Origin of the sequence: Leifsonia sp. 71-9, from assembly GCF_001898805.1 — a bacterium.
Lineage (GTDB): Bacteria > Actinomycetota > Actinomycetes > Actinomycetales > Microbacteriaceae > Leifsonia.
This window is the reverse complement of record NZ_MKVJ01000021.1, coordinates 672,246-694,733: the sequence shown is the minus strand read 5'-3', so window position 1 is coordinate 694,733 and position 22,488 is coordinate 672,246. Positions and strand designations below refer to the sequence as shown.

The following is a 22,488-nucleotide window of genomic DNA, read 5'->3' as shown; positions in this document are numbered from 1 at the left end:
GGTCGCGATCGTTGAGTCCATGGAGAACGGACGATGAGCGCGATCACGGCGCCCCGCAGGATGGTCATCCGCGGCGCGGCCACCCGGAGCCGGCGCGGCTCCGTGTCCGTGCGCGTCGCGCTGGTGCTGGGCCTGGCCGGCGTGCTGCTGATGTGGTGGCTGGCCGTGCCCGCGACCTTCGCGGTGACGCCCGCGAGCGTGGTCACCACGATGGGCGAGCTCGCCGGGATGCTCGGCGGCTACCTCGTGTGCGCGCAGGTGCTGCTCATCGCCCGGGTGCCCTGGTTCGAGAACGCGGTCGGGCTCGACCGGCTGGTCGCCTGGCACCGGTCGCTCGGCACCTCCGTCATCCTCCTGATCGTCGCGCACGTCGTCCTGCTGGTCGTCGGCGGGGAGCTGTTCGACCAGAAGACGCCGTGGTCGGAGTTCATCGCGATCCTGCAGGACTACCCGGACATGCTCACGGCGCTCATCGGCACGATCGCGTTCGTCGTCGTCGGGCTCACCAGCGCGCGGTGGATCCGCTCGCTGCTCTCGTACGAGGTCTGGTACTGGGTGCACGTCACCACGTACGTCGCGATCTTCCTGACCTTCTTCCACCAGCTCAGCGGCGGCGCCCACTTCGTCGGCTACCCGGTCAACCGCGTGCTGTGGATCGTGCTCTACCTCGGCACCGCGGCGGCCGTGCTCACGTGGCGGTTCATCCTGCCGACCGCCGACGCCTGGCGGCACCGGATGCGCGTGGTCGCCGTGGTGCCGGAGGGCGAGGGGATGCTGAGCGTCTGGTTCCAGGGCCCGCGGCTCCACGTCCGCGGTGTGCGCGCGGGCAACTTCATGAGCTTCCGCTTCCTCGCCTGGGGCCACCTCGGCACCGCGCACCCCTACTCCATCTCACGCGTCCCCGCCGACGGCTATCTGCGCATCACGGTCGGCGAGCTCGGCGATCACTCGTCGCGCCTCCGCGACCTGAAGCCGGGAACCCTGGCGTTCGCGGAGGGACCGTTCGGCCAGTTCACCGCCGACCACGCCAGCCGCCCACACCTCCTCCTGATCGCCGGAGGCGCCGGGATCGGGCCGATCCGCGCGCTCGCGGAGGAGCTGGTCGGGCGCGGACTCCATCCCGTGCTGATCTACCGCGCGCACTCGGCGGCCCATCTCGCCCTGCTCGCCGAGCTGCAGGCGATGCCCGGCCTGACGGTCGTCCCGGTCGTCGGTCGCCGCGCCGAGCTCGGCTACGACCCGCTCGGGGTCGGGGCGATGAGCCGGTTCATCCCCGACCTCCACGACTGGGAGGCGTTCATCTGCGGCCCCGAGGGCATGGCCGAGACGGTCGAGTCGACGCTCCGGTCCCTCCGGATGCCGCGCCGCTTCATCCACCGAGAAGAATTGAGCATGTCATGAGACGCACGAAATGGCGCGGGACGATCCTGTTCGCGGTGATCATGGTCGTCATGGGGGCGACGGTCGGGCTCCGCCTCTACGACCTCGGAGAGACGCAGACCACCGCCTCGGCGACGAGCACCACGACCGGGACCGCGTCCTCGGGCGGCTCCTCGACGGGCTCTTCGACCACCTCCGGCGGCGCCACGGCCACCTCGCCGAGCGCGAGTGCGACGGCGACGCCGAGCGCCACCCCCTCGACCGCCGCGGCATCGGCCACCCGGACCATCACGGGCGCGGTCGAGCAGAACCGGTACGGGTCGTTCCAGGTGCAGGTGACCTTCGACGGCTCGAAGATCACGGCCGTGCAGGTGCTCCAGTCGCCGGAGGACCGCCGCAGCCAGGAGATCAACCAGCAGGCCACGCCGGTGCTCGAGCAGGAGGCCCTCGCGGCGCAGTCGGCGAACATCGACACCGTCTCCGGCGCGACCTACACGTCGGAGAGCTACAAGCAGTCCCTCCAGTCGGCGATCGACCAGCTGTGAGGGTGCTCGAGACGGTCATGGGCATCCCGATGTCGATCGACATCCGGGACGCCGGCGACCACCGCGCCAGCGCCGACCGGGCGTTCGACGTGCTGCGGGAGGCGGACCGCCGGTTCAGCACGTACCGGGCCGACAGCGAGGTGAGCGCCGTGAACCGCGGGGCGATCGCGCCGGAGGAGTTCAGCGGGCCGCTGCGGGAGGTCATCGGCATCGGGCAGCGCGCGGCCGACGCCTCGGGCGGCGCGTTCCGCGTCCGCACCGCGGAGGGGCTCCTCGATCTCGACGGCGTCGTCAAGGGCTGGGCGGCCGCGAACGCCGCCGCCGTGCTGACAGCGGAGGGCCTGCGCGACTTCTGCCTCAACGCCGGCGGCGACGTCGTCGTGTCCGGCGCGCCGGAAGGAGCCGGCGCCTGGAACGTCGGCATCCGCTCCCCCTCCCACCCGGCGACGATGCTCACCGTGCTCGCGCTCAGCGATGCGGCGGTCGCCACCTCCGGCGCCTACGAGCGCGGAGAGCACATCGTCGACGGCCGGACGGGTCGCGCGGCGACCGGCCTGGCCAGCGCGACCGTCGTGGCCGCCGATCTGACCACCGCCGACGTGCTCGCGACAGCCGTCTTCGCGCTCGGCCGGGACGGCCTCGAGTGGGCGCTCGCGCACGGCGCGCGCGGTGTGCTCGCACTCACGGACGACGGCGCGCTCGTCGGCGCCGGCGAGCTCGCGTTCGCCCGGGCCGCGGAGTGAACGACGCACGCCGGCCACCGGGGTCCGCGGAGCCTCCGGCCTATGCTGTGACCGTGACGGAGAAGCCGCAGATTCTGGTCGCCGAAGACGACTCCCGGCTCGCCGGGATGCTCACCGAGCTGCTCGAGTCCGAGGGCTACGACGTGTCCGTCGCGCCGGACGGGCAGCGCGCGCTGCACCTGAGCCTCACGCAGCCGTTCGACGTCTTCATCCTCGACCGCGGCCTCCCGGTGCTCGACGGGATGGACGTGCTCCGCCGCATCCGGCAGAGCGGGCTCACCGTGCCCGTGCTGGTGCTCTCCGCCCTCGGCAACGCGGCCGACCGCGTGGAGGGGCTCGACGGCGGGGCCGAGGACTACCTCGCGAAGCCGTTCGACATCGACGAGCTGCTCGCGCGGCTCCGGGTGCTCCGGCGGCGCGGGACCTCGACCGTCCCGACCATCCGCTTCACCGGTGGCGTGCTCGACGCGGACAACCGCACCGTCATCCTCGACGGCGGCGAGCGCACCGTCCTCTCGGAGCGGGAGTCCGCGTTGCTCGAGCAGCTCGCCCGCCGGCCCACGCAGGTGTTCTCGCGCGCGATGCTGCTGGAGACCGTGTTCGCCGACGCCGACGACCCTGGTGTGGTCGACACGTACGTCCATCACCTGCGCCGCAAGTTCGGCCGGACCTTGATCGAGACCGTGCGCGGTCTCGGCTACCGCATGGGGGCCCTGTGACGACGGCCGACGACCGGGAGGTGCGGTCCGCGTCGAGGCGCCTGGCGATCCAGTTCGCGGCGATCATCCTCGTGCTGTTCGCCCTGCTCGGCGTCGTCATCGTCGCCGTCGTCTCGGCCGGGCAGTCGGAGGCCGCGAAGCGCACGCTCGCCGACGCCTCCATGGTCGACTCGGTGCACGATGCGCCCCGCGACCTCCTGATCACCGTCGTCCCGTTGCCGGGCGCCGGACACGGACCCGACGACGATCAGAGCGGTGTGCAGAGCTCCACCGGGCTGCCGGACGGGTTGCCCGACGAGCAGGCCATCGACCGGGTCGCGGCCGGCGGCGACCCGGAGACGTCGACGATCACCGCCGGCGGACAGGACTACCTGACGCAGACGGATGTGCGCCGCGGCAAGGTCGTGCAGATCTCCTACGGGCTCGGCGAGCAGCGGGAGGAGATCACCCGCCTCATCGTCGCGCTCGTCATCTCCGGGGTCATCGCCGCCATCGCCGCCTCTCTCGTCGGCGTCTTCATCGCGCGCCGGGCGATGCGCCCGCTCGCGGAATCGTTGGCGATCCAGCGCCGGTTCGTCGCCGATGCGAGCCATGAGCTGCGCACGCCCCTGACCCTGCTCAGCATGCGGGCCCAACTGCTGCGCCGGCGCGTCCGGGATGCGGGCACCTCCATCCCGAGCCCGGTGAGCACCGGCGTCGACGAGCTTGTCGACGACAGCAAGGCTCTGGCGGAGATCGTGGAGGATCTGCTCACCGCCGCCGACCCCCGGCAGGACGCGGCGAAGGAGCCGGTCGATCTCGGCGAGGTGGCGGCGGCCGTGACCGCCGCCACGCAGGCACGGGCGCAGGCACGAGGAGTGGAGGTCGAGTCCACGTCGACCGGCGACGTGACGGTCGCGGGTGCGGCGGTGTCGCTGCGGCGGATGATCGTGGCCATCGTCGACAACGCCGTCGACCACGCCGGCTCGCGCGTCCTCATCGAGTGCGCGCGCGAACGGGACGATGTCGTGCTGCGGGTGAGCGACGACGGTCCCGGCTTCGCGCCCGACTCGGGCACGCGAGTCTTCGAGCGCTTCGCATCGGCACGAGCGCAGACCGGCGACACCGCGGGTCGCCGGCACTACGGGCTCGGTCTCGCACTGGTGTCGGAGGTCGTCACCCGCCACGGCGGAACGGTGACCGCCGCCAACGACGGCCTGGACGGCGGCGGTCGCGTGACCGTGCGGCTGCCGGCCGGCACGACCTGAGCAGAAGGAGGATGCGCATGCGCATGAGGATCGAGTTGATCCCGCTACCGGTGTCGGACGTGGACCGCAGCAAACGGTTCTACACCGACGTCGCCGGCTTCGACCTGGACCACGACGTGCAGCCGGGCAACGGGATGCGGATCGTGCAGCTGACCCCGCCCGGCTCCTCCTGCTCGATCGCGTTCGGGACGGGCATGGGCGGGGATCCGGCGGATGGCACGGTCCGCGGGATCCATCTCGTCGTCGACGACATGCGGTCCGTCTGCGCCGAGCTGGCCGGGCGCGGTGCCGCCGTGAGCGAGGTCACGGACATGGGCGGCATCCTCTTCGCCTCGTTCGCGGATCCGGACGGCAACACCTGGGTCCTGCAGCAGCTGGGCTGAGTCAGCCGCGCGTCCCGTGCGTCGCCCTCCGCCGGTCGAGGCGGAGCCGCGCGAGCCGGGAGACGATCCCGACGACGAGCACGGCGATGCCGGTGAGGATGGCCGCGGGCGGGAGCGTGACGACCAGGACCACGCAACCCAGCGCACCGACGTACTGGAGCGCGCGCGGATACCGTCGCTCCCGGCCGGACTGCGTCAGCGCCGACAGGTTGGCGACAAGGTAGTAGAGGAGCACCCCGAAGGACGAGAAGCTGATCACGCCGCGCAGGTCCACGGTGAGGACGAGCACGCTCACCACCACCGCCAGTGCCAGCTCGGCCCGCCGGGGCACTCGGTAGCGCGGGTGGACGGCGGACAGCCACGTCGGCAGGTCGCGGTTGCGGGCCATCGCGAGCGTCGTGCGCCCCACCCCCGCAACGAGGGCGAGCAGGGCACCGAGCGCCGCTGCGGCCGCGCCGATCCGGACGACGACCACCGCCCATCCCCAGCCGCCGGCGGCGACCACGTCGACCAGCGGGGCGCTCGACGCCGCGAGCCTCTCCGGTCCGAGCACCAGCAGCACCGTCACCGCGATGAGCGCGTAGACGACGAGGACGATCGCGAGGGCCGTGAGGATCGCGCGCGGGATGGTGCGGGCCGGATCCTTCACCTCCTCGCCCATCGTCGCGATCCTCGCGTAGCCGGCGAACGCGAAGAACAGCAGGCCCGCCGACTGCAGGACGCCGTACCAGCCGCCGACGAGGAGGTCGACTCCGAGATCCGCCGCCTGCGATCTCCCGCCGACCGCGCCGGCCACGATCACGATCACGAGGACGACGAGCACCACGGCGACGATCACCCGGGTGAGTCCGGCGGTGCGCGTCACGCCGAACGAGTTCACCGCCGCCAGCGCGAGCACCGCGAGCACGGCCACCGGCTTCTGCCAGCCGACGGGGACCGCGTACGCGGCGAAGGTGAGGGCCATCGCGGCGCAACTCGCCGTCTTGCCGATGACGAAACTCCAGCCGGCCAGGAATCCCGGCCAGTCGCCGAGCCGCTCGCGGCCGTACACGTAGGTGCCGCCCGAGGTCGGGTACTGGGCGGCGAGCTGCGCCGACGCCGTGGCATTGCAGTACGCGACGACCGCGGCGATCGCGAGGCCGATCAGGAGCCCGCCTCCCGCAGCCGCGGCGGCCGGCGCGAACGACGTGAAGATGCCCGCGCCGATCATCGACCCGAGCCCGATCACGACGGCGTCAAACAGCCCGAGACGCCGGGCGAGGGACGGTCCTGCGGCCGTCATGCCGGCTTCCCGTCGCCGACGGGGACCGCGCGGCGGCCGAGCGCCCCGATCGCTGCGGCCGAGGTCCCGACCGTGACGAGCGCGCCGAGCAGGATCGCCGATCCCTCCCCGGGCAGCAGCGTGCCGGTCTGGATGCCGAGGGCGACCGCGGCGACAGGCACGCCGAGCTGTCCCGCCGCGGCGACGGACTGGAGCCAGGGCAGACCGGCTGCCCGGGCCGCCAGATGGGCCGCGACGGCGGCGAGCCCCAGGGCGACGCCCAGCAGGATCATCAGGGGGTGCCCGACGAACGCACGCAGGTCGAGCGAGGCGCCGAGCCAGACGAAGAACAGCGGCCCGAAGAACCCCTCCGTGATACCGAACAGCTGTCGGGCGAGCCGGTGGGGCTCTCCGATCGCCGAGAGCACCAGCCCGAGCGCGAACCCGGCCAGCATGATCGACAGGCCGGCGAACTGCGCGATCGCCGCGAGCGCGAACAGGGCCAGGAGGCTGAACCGCAGCTCGAGGGCGAACCTCCGGCGCTCCGAGTAGGCGTGCAGCCGGCGCCGCAGATCGGTGCGGCCGACCCGGAGCAGGCCGAGGAGCAGCAGGACGGCCGCGATCGCGATGGCGAGGGCGCCCACGGCGGCGGGCAGGGCGCGGTCGGGGGCGATCACGAGCGGCAGGACCACGATGCAGGCGATGTCGGCGATGGCGATCTGCGCGACAAGTTGGGCGGACGACGCCGCCTTCAGGCGGGCCGACGGCAGCATCGGCAGGACGAGAGCGCCGGACGACGACGCGAGCAGCACCGCGTACACGGCCCCGTGTCCGGTGCCGAACAGCACGCCGAGTCCGGTTCCGAGCACGGCGGACGCGACGCCGACCGCGAGCGCACCGAGCAGCCCGCGCACCGCGGCGGACCGCACGACCGCATCCCGCACCGGGATGCGGGAGCCGACGACCATCATCGTGAGCCCGAACCCGATGTCGGCCAACAGCCGGAAGTCGCTCGCCGCCGGATCCACCAGCCGCAGGCCGGACACGCCGATCAGGAGTCCGCCGAGCAGCTCGCCCAGCACGACGGGCACCCGCCATCGTGCGCGGGCGGACAGCACCGGCCCCAGCAGCCCGACGAGGACGACGAGCGCCAGCAGTGCGAAGGTCACGGCCGCGCCGCTCAGACGACGCCGGAGGTGCCCAGCAGCGCGCCGATCGTGAAGGTCGCCGCCAGGGCGAGCGCACCGCCGACGACCACCCGCAGCATCGCCTTGCCGCGCGAGCTGCCGCCGATCCACGCGGCGATGTAGCCGGTGACGGCCAGCGCGACCAGCACCACGACGAAGGTGACCGGGATGCGCACCTCCGCCGGCAGCAGGATCGTCAGCAGCGGGAGGATGCCGCCGATCGTGAAGGCGACGGCGGAGGCGAGCGCCGCGTGCCAGGGGCTCACGACGTCGTCCTGGTCGATCCCGAGCTCCACCGACAGGTGCGCGGCGAGGGCGTCCCGCTCGGTCAGCTCGATCGCGACCTGGCGCGCGGTCTCCGGGCGCAGGCCCTTGGCCTCCCACAGCCCGGTCAGCTCCTCGAACTCGGCCTCGGGCATCTCGGCGAGCTCCCGGCGTTCCTTCGCGATGAGCGCGTGCTCGCTGTCCCGCTGGCTGCTGACCGACACGTACTCGCCGAGCGCCATCGAGATCGCACCGCCGACCAGCGCGGCGAGACCGGCGGTCAGGATGGCCGGGACCGTCGGCGTCGCACCCGCCACACCGACGACGACCGCCGCGACGGACACGATGCCGTCGTTGGCGCCGAGGACACCGGCTCGCAACCAGTTCAGACGTTGCGCGAGACCCTCGCGGTGCGGTTCATCGGGATGCTGTCCGGCACGGATCTCATCGGTCATGGGCACAGCCTAGGCAGGGGCGGGCGTTCCGTGCCAGGAAGCCGAGGCAGCCCTCACCTGTTTGCGTCGCGGCGTCTCTCCGTGTTTAATCTGCGTATGGATGCAGATAAGCCGATATGCGGACGACTCCCCGACAGCCAGTACGTCGAGCTCGCGGTCGAGGTGTTCGGGATGCTCGCCGACGCGACGCGCGTGCGCATCGTCCTCGCCCTGCGAGATGCGGGCGAGCTGTCGGTGAACCATCTCGCCGACATCCTGGACAAGCAGCCCGCCGCGGTCTCGCAGCACCTCGCCAAGCTTCGGCTGGCCCGCATCGTCGCAACCCGGCAGGAGGGCCAGCGCGTCTTCTACCGGCTCGGCAACGAGCACGCCAGCCGTCTCGTGACCGACGCGATCTTCCAGGCGGAGCACTCGCTCGGCGGCACTCCGCGGCACCATCACGCGGAGGCCGCGAGCGACGAGGCCCCGGCGTGAGCCATCCGCACCCCCACGGGCACGACCACGACCACGACCACGACCACGACCACGGGCACGACCACGGCCACAGCCACCCGGCCGGGTTCCGGGGCTTCCTGCACGAGCTCTTCGTGCCGCACTCCCATGACGCCGCCGACTCCATCGACGATGCGCTCGAGGCGAGCACCGAGGGCGTCCGCGCCCTCAAGATCAGTCTGTTCCTGCTGCTCGGCACCACTGTCCTGCAGGCGATCGTCGTCGCGATCAGCGGGTCCGTCGCGCTGCTGGCCGACACGGTGCACAAGTTCTCCGACGCCCTGACCGCCATCCCGCTCTGGGTGGCGTTCGTGCTCGGCCGGCGCGCCGCCTCCCGCCGCTACACCTACGGTTACGGCAGGGCCGAAGACCTGGCCGGGCTGTTCATCATCGCCGTCGTCGCTCTCTCCGCGGTCGTCGCGGCCTGGCAGTCGATCGACCGCTTCATCCACCCGCATCCCCTGGAGAACCTGGGCTGGGTGATCGCCGCCGGCGTCATCGGCTTCGCGGGCAACGAGGCCGTGGCGATCTACCGCATCCGCGTGGGTCGGCGCATCGGCTCGGCCGCCCTCGTCGCGGACGGCGTGCACGCCCGCATCGACGGCTTCACCTCGCTCGCCGTCGTCCTGGGCGCGCTCGGCGTCATGCTCGGGTTCCCCCTGGCCGACCCGATCGTCGGCCTGCTGATCTCGGCCGCGATCATCGTCCTGCTCTGGGGCACCGTGCGCAGCATCGGCCGGCGCCTCCTCGACGGCATCGAGCCCGACCTCGTCGACCGCCTCGAACACGCCCTGGAGGACACCCCGGGAGTCACCGCGGTGCCCCGCGTCCAGCTGCGCTGGGTCGGCCACCGTCTGCACGGCTCGGCGCAGCTTGTCGTCGGCGCGACCTCCCTCGCGGACGCTCAGCACATCGCAGAGGCCGCGCGGACACACGCGACCGCGCACCTCCGCAATCTGGACGAGCTGAAGCTGGAGATCGTGGAGGCCACGACCCCGTCACCACGCTGACCGGCTCGGGCACCGCCCCTACCCCTGGAAGCGCCGGCGCCGGCGCAGCAGGAGCCCGATCCCGAGCAGGCCGAACCCGGCGAGCAGCGCGGGCCACATGTCGGATCCGGTGCCCGTTCACGGCCAATGCTCCCCTCTAGACACGACACCGTGGCGTGCAGGACGCTGTCCCCGCAGGACGATTCGACGAGAGGGATTTCCGATGGAGCAGAACGATCCGACGCCGTCCATCCGCGACGCGCACACCTCACTGTCCGGTAGCCTCCCGTTCGCGGACACCGCGGACTTCGAGGCGGCTGACCGCGGCTTCCTGGGCACGCTCGACGACCCGGCGATCCGCAACGCCGCCGGCGAGGTGGTGTGGGACGCCTCCACCTACGACTTCCTCGACGGCGATGCGCCGGAGACGGTGAACCCCAGCCTGTGGCGGCAGAGCCGGCTCGTGGCGAAGCACGGCCTCTATGAAGTCGTCGAGGGCATCTACCAGGCCCGCGGCTTCGATCTGTCGGTGATGTCGTTCATCGAGACCGACTCCGGAGTGATCGTGGTCGACCCGCTCATCGCCGCGGAGACGGCCGCTGCGGCCCTCGCTCTCTACCGGAAGCATCGCGGTGACCGTCCGATCGTGGCCGTGATCTTCTCCCACAGCCACATCGACCACTTCGGCGGCGTGCTCGGCATCGTCACGCCGGAGGAGGTCGAGGCGGGCCGGGTGCAGATCGTCGCCCCGGAGGGGTTCCTCGAGCACGCGATCTCGGAGAACGTCTACGCCGGCACGGCCATGTCCCGCCGCTCCGGTTACATGTACGGTGCGGCGCTCGCTCGCGGACCGCAGGGTCAGGTGGGCGCCGGGCTCGGCCAGACGACGTCGACGGGAGCGCCGGGGATCATGGTCCCGACCCTCGAGATCACCACCACCGGCGAGACGCACACGTTCGACGGGGTGGAGGTCGAGTTCCAGATGGCGCCGGGCACGGAGGCGCCGTCGGAGATGCACTTCCACATCCCGCGCTATCGCGCCCTGTGCATGGCCGAGAACGCCACCCACAACCTGCACAACCTGCTGACGCTGCGCGGAGCTGTCGTGCGCGACCCGCACGTCTGGTCGCAGTACCTCACCGAGGCGATCGAGCGGTTCGGCGATGACACCGACGTGGTGTTCGCCTCCCACCACTGGCCCACCTGGGGCAACGACGAGATCAAAGCGTTCCTCGGCGTGCAGCGGGACCTCTACGGGTACCTGCACGACCAGACGCTGCGCATGCTCAACCAAGGACTCAACGGGGCGGAGATCGCCGAGACCATCGAGCTCCCCCCGGCGCTGGCCGCGAACTGGAGCACCCACGGCTACTACGGCTCGGTGTCGCACAACGTCAAGGCCATCTACCAGCGCTACATGGGCTGGTTCGACGGCAACCCGGCGCGCCTCTGGCCCCACCCGCCGAAGCCGCTGGCCGAGCGTTACGTGGCGGCGATCGGCGGAGTGGACCGGGTCGTCGAGCTGGCGCAGCAGGCGTACGACGACGGCGACTTCCGCTGGGCGGCGACGCTCCTGGACCACGCCGTCTTCGCCGAACCGGAGAACGACAGCGCGAAGGCCCTCTACGCCGACACCCTGGAGCAGCTGGGCTACGGATCGGAGAACGGCACGTGGCGCAACTTCTTCCTGTCCGGCGCGACCGAACTCCGCGAAGGCAACTTCGGCACGCCGTTGTCGGCGAACGCCCCTGCGATCCTCGCGCAGCTCACCCCGGAGCAGCTCTTCGACGCGATCGCCATCACGGTGAACGGCCCGAAGGCGTGGGACCTGGACCTCGCGTTCGACATCACGTTCAGGGACCTCGGCCGTTCGTTCCGCCTCACCCTCCGCAAGGGCGTGCTGATCTACGTCGAGAAGGAGCCGAGCGGTGACGCCGCGCTCCATCTGACGTCGACGAAGGCGCGCTTCCTGGCGCTCGTGGGCGGGGACACGGCGTCGGAGGGTTTGACGGTCGAGGGGGATCCGGGCGTGCTCGCGCAGCTGACGAGCGTGCTCGATCCGGGCGACCCTGGCTTCAACATCGTGCTGCCCTGACCGGAGATCGGAGGACGATCTCGGCCGTCCGGCGCGGCTGTGCCGACTTCAGGGTCTACGCGGCCACCCGGGCGCCCGGCTCCGTCGCCTCGACCGGCTTCTCATCTGCGCCCGTGATCACCCAGTGGACGACCGCCAGCGCGAGGACGCCGACCACCGGCGCGAGGAAGCCGGCGTACGCGACGCCGCGCGGCGAGTGTCCGACCGCGAAGACCGAGACGTCCCATGCGGCGCGGCGGTACGACTGCGCCTGCGCGAGCAGGCGCGGTCATACCACGGGACCGCAGACACGAGGCGCGGGGCGCGGCTACGACCGCGTGAGGAACGCCAGCTCGACGACCCAGCGGGTCTTCCGCGGCTCCGTGCGCGGGTCGGTCAGGTAGGTCTCGCACCGGGAGGCGAAGGCCTCCCCGCCGGGATCCGGCCGCGTGTCCAGCTGGAGCCCCTGCTCCTGGATCCAGGCGTGCAGCGCGCGGTTCGCCGCCATCGACTTCGCGCGATACGCCAGCACGGCGTAGTCGCCCGCCGGGAGCACCCCGGCCCGGACCCGGTCGTCGGTCGCGTCGGACGAGCCCGCGACGCCGACCTCGATCTGCATCAGATCGGACATGTCCACCACGTGCAGGCGCAGGAAGAAGGGACCCGCCGGTTCGACATCGTGCTCATCGAGCCAGGCGATCAGCTCGGCGAGGAGGCGGTCCCGGTTCGACAGCATCGTCCGGAACGGGACGGTCTCGCGGATGCCCAGCGTCGCGACGGCCGGGCGGGACTGCAGCTCGGGACCGCTTACGACATCCAGCTCACCTGTGCGCATGCGGACATCCTCCCACGCGTCCTTCGCCCCGCATCGACTGCGGCCCGCCGGTACGTCTGCGCCCGCTCGCCCGACCGCGGACGTACCGCAGGACCGCAGACGCCCGTCCGCCCGCTCGCCGCGCACACCGCTTGCCGCGCGCGGCGTTTCGGCGCATCCTGTTCCCGTGGGACGAGATGGCGCGTAAGGCGCCTCCGCGCGAGCAGACCGCGACGCCGCATCCGTGGCGTCGCGTGGCCGTGTGGGTCGGAGCGACCGCGGGTGCGGCCGTGATCGGCCTGGCCGTCACCGGGATCGTCCAGTCCGGCGAGCACTGGTTCGCCGGGGCGACCACGAGCGGGCCGCCCGTCGCCGTGCACCTCGACCCGCAGCCGGGCGAGGACGATGTGAGCCTCCCCGTCGGCCAGTCCCTCTCGGGGGCGGAGGTGAAGGCCCTGTCCGCGATGGATGTGCGCCACGAGGACGCCTGGCTCGTCGCCCACAAGCACGGCGTCGTCACCAACGACGCCGTGGAGGCGCTCGCGGTGACCGGCAACCGGCAGGACCCGGTGCGGATCGTCGGGATGTCCATCACGAGCGACTGCCGGGCGCCGTCGCGGGGGACGCTCGTGCGCCAGGCCGTCGGGCGGGGCGGAGGGGTCGACTCCGAGAGCATGACCTTCTACCCGGAGGAGAGCAACCCGGGCCCGTTCTCGTTCACGACGGCGGGGGTGAAGAAGGACTACTTCCCGGCCCGGACGATCGTGCTGAAGCAGGGCGAGCAGGTCGTGGTCGACGTGGACATCGCCCCGGGGCGCACCGAGGGCGACTCCTCCGATCCGGCCGCCGTGCGGGCGTGCGACGTCGGCCTGACGATGACGGTCCTGACGGGAGGGTCGGAGAATACGGAGGCCGTGCCCGGCACGCTGCGGGTGATGGACATCGAACCGGAGGCGGCCGACGCGGACTACCGGGGCGTCTACGTCGGAACCGGCATCTGCGACGCCCTCTATGCCGCGCCCGCAGGCTGGCACGGCGACGCCGTCGCCGCCTGCGGCGCAGGCCACGTCACGGACGGCGCGGGCTGACCCGGCCGGGAGCGACCGGTGTCAGCGCGGCCGCACGCCCGGCACCAGCGGCAGCACGGCCGCCAACGCGACGAACGCCGTCGCGACCAGGAACGGCCCGACCGATCCCCCGCCCTGTCCGGCGAATCCCGCGACAGCCGTCCCCGCCGCCCCGCCCACGAGCCCAGCGGTGTTGAGCCAGCCGAACGCCTCCGCCGACTCGCTCTCGCCGAGCGACTCGGAGACCATCGCGTACAGGGTGGCGAGCGCGGGAGCGTAGCCCAGCCCCGACAGGAACATGACGGCGAACAGCGGCAGCAGCGCCGTGATCAGCCCGGCGGCGGCCGTCGCGGCGGCCATCCCGGCCAGGATCAGTGCGAGGGTCCGCGGCCCCAGCCGCCGGTGGCCGAGGGCGAAGCCGCCGACCAGCGAGCCGAGGCTGGCGATCGCGATGGCGACGCCGACGAGCGGGCCCTGCGCGGAGAACCGGGTCACGAGGGCGATCTCCAGCGCACCGAACGACGCGACCAGCCCGAAGCTCGCCGCGACCGCCAGCCGCATCGACCGCACGGCGAGCACGCGCCCGAACGGCGCGCGATTGCGCTCGAGCCGCAGCCCGCCGAGGTGCGGGCTGAGCAGGAACCACAGCGTCCCGACGATCGCGACGCCGGCGGCGAGGAGCAGTGGGAAGGCGGTGGACACGGTGGTCGCCAGGAGGGTCGCCGCCACCGGCCCGAGGATCCAGATCAGCTCCTGCGCCGACGTGTCCAGCGCGAAGAGGGCCGGCACGCTCTCCTCCGGGGCCAGCCGCGGGTAGAGCGCCCGGACGACGGGCATGAGCGGCGGCACGGTCACGCCGATCACCAGGCCGAGCGCGATGAGCAGTGGAGGCTGCGGGCCGCCCAGCGCGAGCACCAGCATCGCCGCCGCGTTGACCGCGGCGAGCGCGGCGACGGTCGTCCGGATCCCGAGGCGTGCGGCCAGCCGGCTGGTCAGCGGCATGGCGACCGCCTGCCCAACGCTCAGGCAGGCGACGACCACGCCGGCGACGGCGTACGAGCCGGTCAGCCGCTCGACGTACAGCAGCACGGCCAGCGACAGCATCCCGAGCGGGAACCGCGCGAGCAGCTGCGCCGCGGTGATGCGGGCGATGCCGGGCAGACGGACGAGGTCGAGGTACGCGCTCACCCCGTCACTTGCCCACGCCGCCCGCGAGGCCGCGGACGAAGTAGCGCTGGCAGACGAAGAACAGGATCACCATCGGGAGGGCGGCCATCACCATCCCGGCGAAGACCACGGGGTACTGCGTGCCGTTCTTCGACATGAGGTCCGCCAGGCCGACGGGCAGCGTCTGCACGCCCGTGCCCGAGGTGAACACCATCGCGAAGAGGTACTCGTTCCAGTTCTGCAGCACGTTGAGCACGATGGTCGTGATGACGATCGGCATGCTCATCGGCAGGATGATGCGCCAGAAGGTGGCCGCGCGCGAGGCGCCGTCGATCGAGGCGGCCTCGTCGACCTCGCGCGGAAGATCGAGCATGTAGGCGCGCATCAGGAACACCGTGAACGGGATGCGGAACGCCGTGTAGAGGATGAGCAGGCCGAAGAACGAGTCGTACAGCCCCATCCCCTGGAACATCTTGACGAGTGGGATGAGCGCGACCGTCGGCGCCAGCATCAGGCCGGCGAGCACGAGCACGGTGAAGGTGCGGTTGAGCGGGATGCTCACCCGGGTCAGGCCGTACGCCGCCCACGCGCTGATCAGCTCGGTGATGAGCGTCGCGAGCACGGTCAGCGAGACGCTCGTGAACACGAAGTCGCCGACGCCCTGCCGCCACGCCGTCGCGAAGTTCTGCCAGATCGGCGACGCGGGAAGCGCGAACGGGTTCGTGAACAGCTCGGCGTTCGTCTTCAGAGCGTTCGTCACCATCCACAGCAGCGGGTAGAGCACCACCACAGCGAGGGCGACCAGGAGGGTCCACATCGCCGCGACGCGCACGCCGCGGCCGAACCGGGCCAGAACTACCATTCCACTCTCCTCCTGCGCGAGTACGCGAGCTGCGCGACGGCGAGCACCAGCGTGATGACGAAGATCGCGACGCCGATGGCCGCGGCCGAGCCGAAATCGTTCGTGACGAATCCGGCGTGGTAGAGCCACGTGCCGAGCACCTGGCTCGAGTTGTTCGGCCCTCCGCTCGTCATCACCATCACCTCGTTGAACACCTGGAAGGCGCCGGAGATGGTGACGATCATCATCAGACCGGTCATCTCGCGCACGAGCGGCAGCGAGACGTCGAAGAAGCGGCGCACGGGGCCGACGCCGTCGAGCTGGGCCGCCTCGTACAGCTCCTGCGGGATGCGCTGCAGCGCCACCGAGAACAGCAGCACGCTGTAGCCGAACCCCTGCCACTGGCTCATCGCGATGACGGCGAAGATCGCCGTGCCCTCGTGCCCGAGCCACGCCTGCGAGAACTGGCCGAGGCCGAGGTTGTCGAGGAAGACGTTGAGCAGCCCGGTCTGCGGCTGGTAGATGAAGTAGAACAGGAGGCCGGCGACGGTCAGCGAGATCGCCGAGGGGATGAAGTAGATCGCCCGGAACGCCTCGCGCCAGCGCTCGCTGCGCACGCTCTCGACGATGGCGGCGAGCACCAGCGCCCCGAAGACCTGGAAGACGATCGAGAGGCCCGCGTACCAGGCGTTGTTGCCGAGCGCCCGCCAGAAGACCGGGTCGCCCGCGAGGTTCGTGTAGTTCTGCGTGCCGACGAACGTCTGCTCGCCGCTGTAGATGTTCCACTTCAGGAAGCTGAAGAGGATGTTCTGCAGCAGCGGCCAGTAGACGAACACCGCCAGGACGGCGAGGGCGGGGATCAGCCACACCAGGCCGCGCCAGCTCGGGGCGCGGCGCCGCCCGCCCCCGGGAGCGCCGGCCGCGGGGGCCGTGCGGCCGCGTTCGAGGCGCGTCCGCACGGGCGCCGGCGGGGCCTGGGTGGTGGTCATTTCGCCTTCTCGGAGGCCTGGCGCACGGCCTTCAGAGCCGCGTCGGGGGTGAGGCTGCTGGAGACGAGCCCCTCGGACGCCGAGACCCACGCGTCGGCGACGTCGGGCACGTTGGCCATGTCGAGCCAGACGAAGGTCGTCTTGGCGTCGTTCACGAGCTTCGTGCCCTCGGCGACCGCCGGTGTGGCGTTCTTCTCCGTGACCGCGCCCTTCACCGCGCTCGGCTGGCCGTACGGCGGGGACGAGAGGGTCGTCGCGTTCTTCGGGTTCGTCGCGAACTTCAGGAAGTCGAGGGCGAGGGCGGCGTTCTTGCTGCGCTGGTTGATCATGTAGCCCTCGGGAGCGGCCTCCAGCGTCCCCGGGTCGCCCTTCGCCGACGCCGAGGCGGGCAGCGGGAAGATCCCGAAGCCGTCGGCGTGCAGCCGGCTGTCCGCGGTGTTCACCGAGTCGAACTCGATGAGCTCCTGGTAGTACATGGCGGCCTTGCCGGTCGCCTGCTGCTGCTGCGCGGTCGTGTAGGTCACGCCGTTCGAGTTGGACGCGTCGCCGGTGCACTCGGTGACGAGCTGCTGGAACTGCTTCATGCCCTCCGTGTAGCCGGGGTCGGTGTACTTCGCGGTCTTCGGGTCGAGGTCGGCCTCGAGGGTCGAGCGCGGAACGTCGTAGGCGAAGAGCTGGCCGAGGTAGTGCAGGCCGGGCCAGCCGTCCTTGTTGCCGAAGGCGATGGGCACGTAGCCTGCGGCCTTGATGGTGGAGCAGTCCGAGATCAGCTCGTCGAAGCTCGTCGGGACGCTCAGGCCGAGGTCGGCGAAGATCTTCGTGTTGTAGCCCATGAACTTCGCGTCGTTGTAGAGCGGGACGCCGTAGTACTTACCGTCGTACTTGAAGGCGTTGACCGATCCCGCGCCGAAGGTGTCGCCCCACGTCGTCCCCGGCGCGATCACCGAGCTGAGGTCGGCGGCGAGTCCGTTGAGGGCGAAGTTCTCGCCCCAGTTGCCGGCGTAGCTGAAGTAGATGTCGGGCAGCGACTGCGACCCGATCAGGACCTTCTCCTTGTCCTTGATCGCGTTGTCGTCGGTCTCCTGCGCCAGGGTGATCTTCACCTGGGGGTGCTCGGCCTTGTACGCGGCCACGACGCCCTCGAAGTAGGAGCTCATGGGGTCGCCCGCTCCGGCGGTCAGGATGCTCAGGGTGCCCGCGTAGTCGGGCTTGGCCGCGATGTCGGCGGCCGCGGTGCCGCCTCCGCCGGACGAGCACGCCGTCAGCGCGAGCGCCAGGACGCCCATAGCCGCCACCGTGATGGTTCTGGTCTTCTTCACGCTCATCTCCCGTCGTCCGGGTCGTGCGGAGGATGCCTGCCGCCGGACCCGTCTTTGGATCGGTTGGACCGGTCGCTCCGGACCGGTTGCGATGACTATACGGGAAATTGGTACCGGTATCAACATTGGATCAGGATTTCGGGATCCCGACCCATCGGCCGCCCTAGGAGGCGGGAGGCGCGACGCTCTCGCGCGCGACGAAGTCGGCCTCGAGCACATGCGTCGCGGTCGGCGCCTCGCTGCCGCCGACGCGCGCCAGCAGGCACTCGGCGGTGAGTGCCCCCAGCTGGTGCATCGGCTGCGCCACCACCGACATCGGTGGCGTCATCACGCTCGCCCACGAACTGTCGTCGAAGCCGATGAGCGACACGTCCTCCGGGCAGCGGAGCGCGCGCTGCTGCAACGCGCGCAGCGAGCCGGTGAGCGCATCAGTCTCGGTGGCGAAGATCGCGGTGGGCGGATCCGAGAGGGACAGCATCCCGAGCACCGCGCGCGTCGCCTGCGGCTCGTTCTTGAGCACGTGGGTCACGAGGGAGGTGTCGAAGGGGATGCCTGCGCGCTCCAGCGCGTCGAGGTAGCCGAGCAGACGCTCGCCGTCGCTCCACAGCGCGTTGTCGATGATGCGCCGCAGATCGTCGGCGTCGGCCGCCGGCTCGGTGGTCACCGGCCCCCAGACGAATCCGATACGCCGGTGGCCCTGGTCGATCAGCGAGGCCACGGCCTCCCGCGACGCCTCGCGGTTGTTGATGACGACGGCGTCCGCGTCCACCGTGTCGACCAGGCGGTCGAGCAGCACGAGCGGGATCTCGCGCTTGGCGACGATGTCGAGGTGCGGCAGCGGATCGGTGCGGCCCGCCGCCGGCGCGAGCGCGATGCCGTCGACCTGCTTGTCGACGAGCACCTCGATCGCGGCCTCCTCGAGCTGCAGGTTCTCGTCCGTGCTCAGCACGATGACGTCGTAGCCGGCCGTGCGCGCGGCGTCGCTGAAGCCGCGCAGCACGCCCGCGAAGAACGGGTTTCCCACGTCCGCCAGCACCAGGCCGAGCGTGCGGGTCTCCCCCGTCGTCATGCTCCGGGCGATCGAGTTGGGCCGGTAGCCCAGCTCCTTCGCGACGGCCAGGATGCGGTCCCGGGTCTTCGGGCTCACCGAGCCGTACCCGCCCAAGGTCCGGGCGACGGTCGCTCGACCGACTCCGGCGGCCTCCGCCACCTCCGAGATCGTCGGCGACGGCGTCCGCTCGCGCTCCGTGGACATCGCCACCCCTTCCTTGTCGCGGGGCGGCGTCCGCGTCATCCGAGCTCGACGGCCGCCACTCCTCCGATCGGGCCGACGGCCTCGACGGCGCCCTCGCTGTCGCGTCCGTGGCCGAACGCTCCCTCGACGGTGCACTGCCGCGCCGCGAACTGCGCGGCCCGGCGCATGGACCGGTGCAGGGCCACGCCACTGGGCCGCTCGTTCCTGCGCCAGCCGGATCGCAGCAATTCAACCACGAACGCTGCGAGGTAGGCGTCGCCGCAGCCCATCGTGTCGACGAACGGTCCCGGCACCGGCGCCGAGTCGGAGTAGTAGTAGGCGTCGCCGTCGAACAGCACCGCTCCCGCCGCCCCCTGCGTCCCCAGGACGAGTTTCGGGCCGTGGGAGGCGATGCGCCGCAGTTCGGCCCAGACCTCGGTGCGCGTGAGGTCGCCGCACGAGACGAGCGCCAGGTCGACCCAGGGGCCGACCGCGTCGAGGTACTCCGCGGTGCGGAACTCCGGCTCCGTCGAGAGGTCGTACGACCGCAGCACCCGCGTCGGCGCCAGCTTCGGCAGCTCGGCGACGGACGCCGAGTACGCGCTCGAGTGCACGAGCGAGAAGCCGGCGGCGTACCGCACGTCCTCCGCATCCAGCCGCAACGGATCGCTGATCGTGACGCCGCCCTGGTTCCAGCCGAGGAACCTCCGCTCCCCCTCCACCGTCTCGATCTCGGTCACCCCGTTCGGCCCGGGGCGCACCGGGGAGCGCGAGGTGTCGACCCCGCAGTCCTCGATGGCGCCCCGGACGAAACGGCCGCGCTCGTCATCGCCGAACACCCCCAGGTACGCCGCCTCGGCGCCGAGCTGCCGGGCGAACACGGCGACGTTCACCGCGTTGCCGCCCGGGTACTCGATGCCGCGGTCGACGAACCGGTCGACGATGTTGTCCCCGAAGCCGAGGACGCGCAGGTCGCTCATCGCATCCCGCTCAGTACTCGACGACGCGGTAGTAGCGGCGCAGGTCGAGCGAGTGGTCGCGCGCCTGCGCGAGGTGCTTGCTGAACCGGTCGACGACGGCGTCCGCGACCATCGGCGAGAGCAGCCCGCGGAACTCGTCGCTCACTCCCGGCAGCGCGTAGTCCTTCGTGTCGATCACCGTCACGTCGTCGCTGTAGGTCGTCGCGAACGAGTGGACGCGGTCCATCAGCGGCCGGGTCTCGTCCTCGCCCACGAAGAGCAGCATGCTGGTGTCCTTCTCGATCAGCTCCAGCGAGCCGTGGAAGAACTCGGCGGCGTGGACGCGCGTGGTGCGCAGCCACTGCATCTCCTCGAGGATGCACATCGAGTAGAGGTAGGTGAACCCCCACAGGTTCCCCGAGCCGACGAGGAAGTGGTAGTCCGTCTCCGCGTGCTTCTGCGCGAACGCCTGGCCGACCGCGTCGGCCTGCTTGGTGACCGCGACCAGCGCCTCCGGGATGTAGTCGAGGTCCTGCACCAGGCGGTCGTAGCCCTCGAACTCGCCGCGGGCGGCGAGGAACGCGGCGCCGAACAGCAGGAACTGCACGTCGAACGGCCACGCCTTCGGCGCGGAGAGCAGCACCTCGTCGACGGCGGCGGCGATCGGGCTCTCCGGGTAGCCGGTGAACCCGATGGTCAGGGCGCCCTTCTCGCGGGCGAACTCCACGCAGTCGAGGATGTCCTCGGTCGTGCCCGAGACCGAGGCGAAGATCGCCACCGAGTCCGGTCCGAACTGCGGGTCCGGCGCGAGGACGAACTCCTTGCCGATGACCGTGCGCACCGGGAAGTCGGAGCGCGTCTGGAAGAAGCGCTCGTACGGCAGGGCCGCGGCGTAGGTGCCGCCGGCGCCGATGAAATAGATGTTCTTCCAGTGGCCGGCCTGGATGCGCGCGACCAGCTCCTCGATCTGCGGCCGGAGCGCCACGGTGCTCCTGACCTGCTCCAGGAATTCCTCTTCATTGAAGCCCAGCATCTGTCTCCCTCCACCGACCCACTTATTGGTACCGGTATCAATGTGTCTCAATGGTGGCATGAATGGGAGGTGGAAGCAAGGCGTGGCCTCCTCAGTGCTAGTATCGAATTCGACACCAGACGGGAGGCGAGGCGATGACTATCCAGAGCTCCCTCAAGCACGCGCGCGTGCGCGCCGGCCTCAGCCTCACCGACGCCGCGAAGCGAAGCGGCATCCAGCGTTCGAACATCGCAGCGATCGAGAACGGCCGCCGCGACCCCACCGCTTCGACGATCGAGAAGATCGCGACCGCTTCGCACGTCCGCCTCATCCCTGTCGCGAGCGACGGCCGAACCTCCGTCGCGGAGGCGTCGGACGCGGTAGCCGAGGCTCTGCACCGGGGAGAGGCCTTCCGGGCGTATCGCGCACTCATCCAGATCGCCGACGACCTCGCCGCACCCGATCCGGTCGACCGTTTCGTCCTCGCCATCGAACCTCCCGCTCGCATCACTCCCGAGTGGGATGCCGCACTCGCGGGAGTGACCGAGTGGCGACTGGGTGAAATCGGCCTTCCTCTGCCCGGTTGGGTCCGCGCCGAACACGGCGACCCGGCGTGGGGGTGGGCACCTCCCCTGTCGGACGCCGCGGACTCGATCCCGGTCGACATCGACCGCGTTCCCGAGCCGCTCCGCAAGCGGGGCGTGCTCATCGAAGCCGACGAGCTGGCCAGCGTATGACGGCTTCGCCCGGCCCGGCTCGATCCGAGTTCACACGCGCGGAGATGATCGATGGGCTGCGCGACCTCGTCGGTCGGCTGAGGGGACTCGGGCAGCCTTCTCGCATCCAGATCGTCGGAGGCGCCGCGATCGCCCTCACCCTCAACGAACATCGGTCCGCGACCGCGGACATCGACGGGCCCGTCAGCCCGCCCGATGTCGTGCTCGGTATCGCCGCCGCGATCGCGATCGAACGCAATTGGCGCGGAGACTGGCTGAACGACGCCGCCGCGCAGTTCGTGCCGACAGGCTACGGGCGGCCGGCGGGGTGGGTCACCATCTACGACGCCGAAGGGGTGACCGTGCAGGTCGCGGATGCGGAGACTCTGCTCGCGATGAAGGTGTATGCCGCTCAGAAGAGGGGGCGCCGCGAATTCGAGGACCTGGAAACGCTGATCCCCGCGATCGGCCTCACGACGGTCGATGATGTCGAGGCCCTCTACGAGTCCTTCTACCCAGGCGACGAGCTGACAGCGCGGACCGCCGCCATCATCCAGGCCGTCCTCGACCAGGGCGCCCCGAAGCCGGACGCCCCGGCGCGCCCCGATCTCGGATAGCGACGCCGGGGCAG

Annotated in this window: 23 protein-coding genes and 1 pseudogene; 12 read left to right on the top strand and 12 right to left on the bottom strand. The window is 71.2% G+C overall.

Going from position 1 to position 22,488, the window contains the following annotated elements; all coding sequences use genetic code 11:
• Positions 1 to 33: 33 nt before the first annotated feature.
• From BGO91_RS19885 to BGO91_RS19860, 6 genes are read left to right on the top strand one after another with little or no spacing between them, the layout of a single operon-like run.
• The gene (locus tag BGO91_RS19885) at positions 34 to 1,401 is read left to right on the top strand and encodes a ferredoxin reductase family protein (RefSeq protein WP_290474467.1); all 1,368 of its coding nucleotides are present in this window, start codon (positions 34 to 36) and stop codon (positions 1,399 to 1,401) included.
• Positions 1,398 to 1,925 (top strand): FMN-binding protein, encoded by a 528-nt coding sequence (locus BGO91_RS19880; protein ID WP_290474466.1) that lies wholly within the window; start codon positions 1,398 to 1,400, stop codon positions 1,923 to 1,925. Before BGO91_RS19885 ends, BGO91_RS19880 begins: the two co-directional genes overlap by 4 nt.
• Entirely contained in the window at positions 1,922 to 2,668 is a 747-nt protein-coding gene (locus BGO91_RS19875; RefSeq protein ID WP_290474465.1) for an FAD:protein FMN transferase, read from the top strand. The genes BGO91_RS19880 and BGO91_RS19875 overlap by 4 nt, the downstream gene beginning before the upstream one ends.
• A gap of 53 nt (positions 2,669 to 2,721) precedes the next feature.
• Entirely contained in the window at positions 2,722 to 3,387 is a 666-nt protein-coding gene (locus tag BGO91_RS19870; protein ID WP_290474464.1) for a response regulator transcription factor, read from the top strand.
• Positions 3,384 to 4,634 carry a HAMP domain-containing sensor histidine kinase gene (locus tag BGO91_RS19865; RefSeq protein ID WP_290474463.1) on the top strand — a complete coding sequence of 417 codons (1,251 nt, stop codon included), beginning with the start codon at positions 3,384 to 3,386 and terminating at the stop codon, positions 4,632 to 4,634. Before BGO91_RS19870 ends, BGO91_RS19865 begins: the two co-directional genes overlap by 4 nt.
• A 23-nt stretch (positions 4,635 to 4,657) precedes the next feature.
• Positions 4,658 to 5,017 carry a VOC family protein gene (locus BGO91_RS19860; protein WP_366925302.1) on the top strand — a complete coding sequence of 120 codons (360 nt, stop codon included), beginning with the start codon at positions 4,658 to 4,660 and terminating at the stop codon, positions 5,015 to 5,017.
• A 1-nt stretch (position 5,018) separates the two neighbouring features.
• On the opposite strand, the gene BGO91_RS19855 is transcribed toward BGO91_RS19860, so the two are convergent.
• Genes BGO91_RS19855 through BGO91_RS19845 form a run of 3 tightly spaced genes read right to left on the bottom strand, consistent with a single transcriptional unit; the run spans position 5,019 to position 8,184 of the window.
• Positions 5,019 to 6,299, bottom strand: coding sequence for an APC family permease (locus BGO91_RS19855; protein ID WP_290474461.1), 1,281 nt, complete (start codon positions 6,297 to 6,299; stop codon positions 5,019 to 5,021).
• Entirely contained in the window at positions 6,296 to 7,447 is a 1,152-nt protein-coding gene (locus BGO91_RS19850) for a cation:proton antiporter (protein ID WP_290474460.1), read from the bottom strand. Before BGO91_RS19850 ends, BGO91_RS19855 begins: the two co-directional genes overlap by 4 nt.
• Positions 7,448 to 7,458: 11 nt before the next feature.
• On the bottom strand, positions 7,459 to 8,184 hold the full coding sequence (locus BGO91_RS19845; protein WP_290474459.1) for a VIT family protein: 726 nt from the start codon (positions 8,182 to 8,184) through the stop codon (positions 7,459 to 7,461).
• A gap of 96 nt (positions 8,185 to 8,280) precedes the next feature.
• On the opposite strand from BGO91_RS19845, the gene BGO91_RS19840 reads away from it, so the two are divergent.
• Both BGO91_RS19840 and BGO91_RS19835 read left to right on the top strand, forming a co-directional pair.
• Positions 8,281 to 8,658 carry a metalloregulator ArsR/SmtB family transcription factor gene (locus BGO91_RS19840; RefSeq protein ID WP_290474458.1) on the top strand — a complete coding sequence of 126 codons (378 nt, stop codon included), beginning with the start codon at positions 8,281 to 8,283 and terminating at the stop codon, positions 8,656 to 8,658.
• Entirely contained in the window at positions 8,655 to 9,686 is a 1,032-nt protein-coding gene (locus BGO91_RS19835) for a cation diffusion facilitator family transporter (RefSeq protein WP_290474457.1), read from the top strand. The genes BGO91_RS19840 and BGO91_RS19835 overlap by 4 nt, the downstream gene beginning before the upstream one ends.
• An 18-nt stretch (positions 9,687 to 9,704) precedes the next feature.
• Here the strand turns inward: BGO91_RS19835 and BGO91_RS22170 are convergent.
• Positions 9,705 to 9,791, bottom strand: a pseudogene (locus BGO91_RS22170) (LPXTG cell wall anchor domain-containing protein); the annotation flags it as partial.
• Between the two features lie 97 nt (positions 9,792 to 9,888).
• Here BGO91_RS22170 and BGO91_RS19830 point away from each other — a divergent pair.
• Positions 9,889 to 11,760 carry an alkyl sulfatase dimerization domain-containing protein gene (locus tag BGO91_RS19830; protein ID WP_290474456.1) on the top strand — a complete coding sequence of 624 codons (1,872 nt, stop codon included), beginning with the start codon at positions 9,889 to 9,891 and terminating at the stop codon, positions 11,758 to 11,760.
• A 307-nt stretch (positions 11,761 to 12,067) separates the two neighbouring features.
• Here BGO91_RS19830 and BGO91_RS19825 read toward each other — a convergent pair whose 3' ends face one another.
• Positions 12,068 to 12,574, bottom strand: coding sequence for a GyrI-like domain-containing protein (locus BGO91_RS19825; RefSeq protein ID WP_290474455.1), 507 nt, complete (start codon positions 12,572 to 12,574; stop codon positions 12,068 to 12,070).
• A gap of 176 nt (positions 12,575 to 12,750) precedes the next feature.
• Here BGO91_RS19825 and BGO91_RS19820 point away from each other — a divergent pair, with 176 nt between their 5' ends.
• Complete coding sequence (locus tag BGO91_RS19820; RefSeq protein WP_290474454.1) at positions 12,751 to 13,641, top strand: hypothetical protein; 891 nt, start codon at positions 12,751 to 12,753, stop codon at positions 13,639 to 13,641.
• A 21-nt stretch (positions 13,642 to 13,662) separates the two neighbouring features.
• Here BGO91_RS19820 and BGO91_RS19815 read toward each other — a convergent pair whose 3' ends face one another.
• The 7 genes from BGO91_RS19815 to BGO91_RS19785 form a co-directional block, all read right to left on the bottom strand.
• Entirely contained in the window at positions 13,663 to 14,808 is a 1,146-nt protein-coding gene (locus tag BGO91_RS19815; protein WP_290474453.1) for an MFS transporter, read from the bottom strand.
• Positions 14,809 to 14,812: 4 nt separating this feature from the next.
• Positions 14,813 to 15,649, bottom strand: a complete 837-nt coding sequence (locus tag BGO91_RS19810) for a carbohydrate ABC transporter permease (protein ID WP_290474452.1) — start codon at positions 15,647 to 15,649, stop codon at positions 14,813 to 14,815.
• Positions 15,643 to 16,617: a carbohydrate ABC transporter permease gene (locus BGO91_RS19805; protein WP_290474451.1), complete on the bottom strand. Its 975-nt coding sequence runs from the start codon at positions 16,615 to 16,617 to the stop codon at positions 15,643 to 15,645. Before BGO91_RS19805 ends, BGO91_RS19810 begins: the two co-directional genes overlap by 7 nt.
• Complete coding sequence (locus tag BGO91_RS19800) at positions 16,614 to 17,942, bottom strand: extracellular solute-binding protein (protein WP_290474450.1); 1,329 nt, start codon at positions 17,940 to 17,942, stop codon at positions 16,614 to 16,616. Before BGO91_RS19800 ends, BGO91_RS19805 begins: the two co-directional genes overlap by 4 nt.
• 157 nt (positions 17,943 to 18,099) lie before the next feature.
• The gene (locus BGO91_RS19795) at positions 18,100 to 19,191 is read right to left on the bottom strand and encodes a LacI family DNA-binding transcriptional regulator (RefSeq protein ID WP_290474449.1); all 1,092 of its coding nucleotides are present in this window, start codon (positions 19,189 to 19,191) and stop codon (positions 18,100 to 18,102) included.
• A 35-nt stretch (positions 19,192 to 19,226) separates the two neighbouring features.
• Entirely contained in the window at positions 19,227 to 20,150 is a 924-nt protein-coding gene (locus BGO91_RS19790) for a PfkB family carbohydrate kinase (RefSeq protein WP_290474448.1), read from the bottom strand.
• A 10-nt stretch (positions 20,151 to 20,160) separates the two neighbouring features.
• On the bottom strand, positions 20,161 to 21,162 hold the full coding sequence (locus tag BGO91_RS19785; RefSeq protein ID WP_290474447.1) for an SIS domain-containing protein: 1,002 nt from the start codon (positions 21,160 to 21,162) through the stop codon (positions 20,161 to 20,163).
• Positions 21,163 to 21,296: 134 nt separating this feature from the next.
• On the opposite strand from BGO91_RS19785, the gene BGO91_RS19780 reads away from it, so the two are divergent.
• The gene (locus tag BGO91_RS19780; protein WP_290474446.1) at positions 21,297 to 21,878 is read left to right on the top strand and encodes a helix-turn-helix transcriptional regulator; all 582 of its coding nucleotides are present in this window, start codon (positions 21,297 to 21,299) and stop codon (positions 21,876 to 21,878) included.
• A gap of 44 nt (positions 21,879 to 21,922) precedes the next feature.
• Positions 21,923 to 22,474 carry a hypothetical protein gene (locus tag BGO91_RS19775; protein ID WP_290474445.1) on the top strand — a complete coding sequence of 184 codons (552 nt, stop codon included), beginning with the start codon at positions 21,923 to 21,925 and terminating at the stop codon, positions 22,472 to 22,474.
• The last annotated feature ends 14 nt before the right edge of the window (positions 22,475 to 22,488 follow it).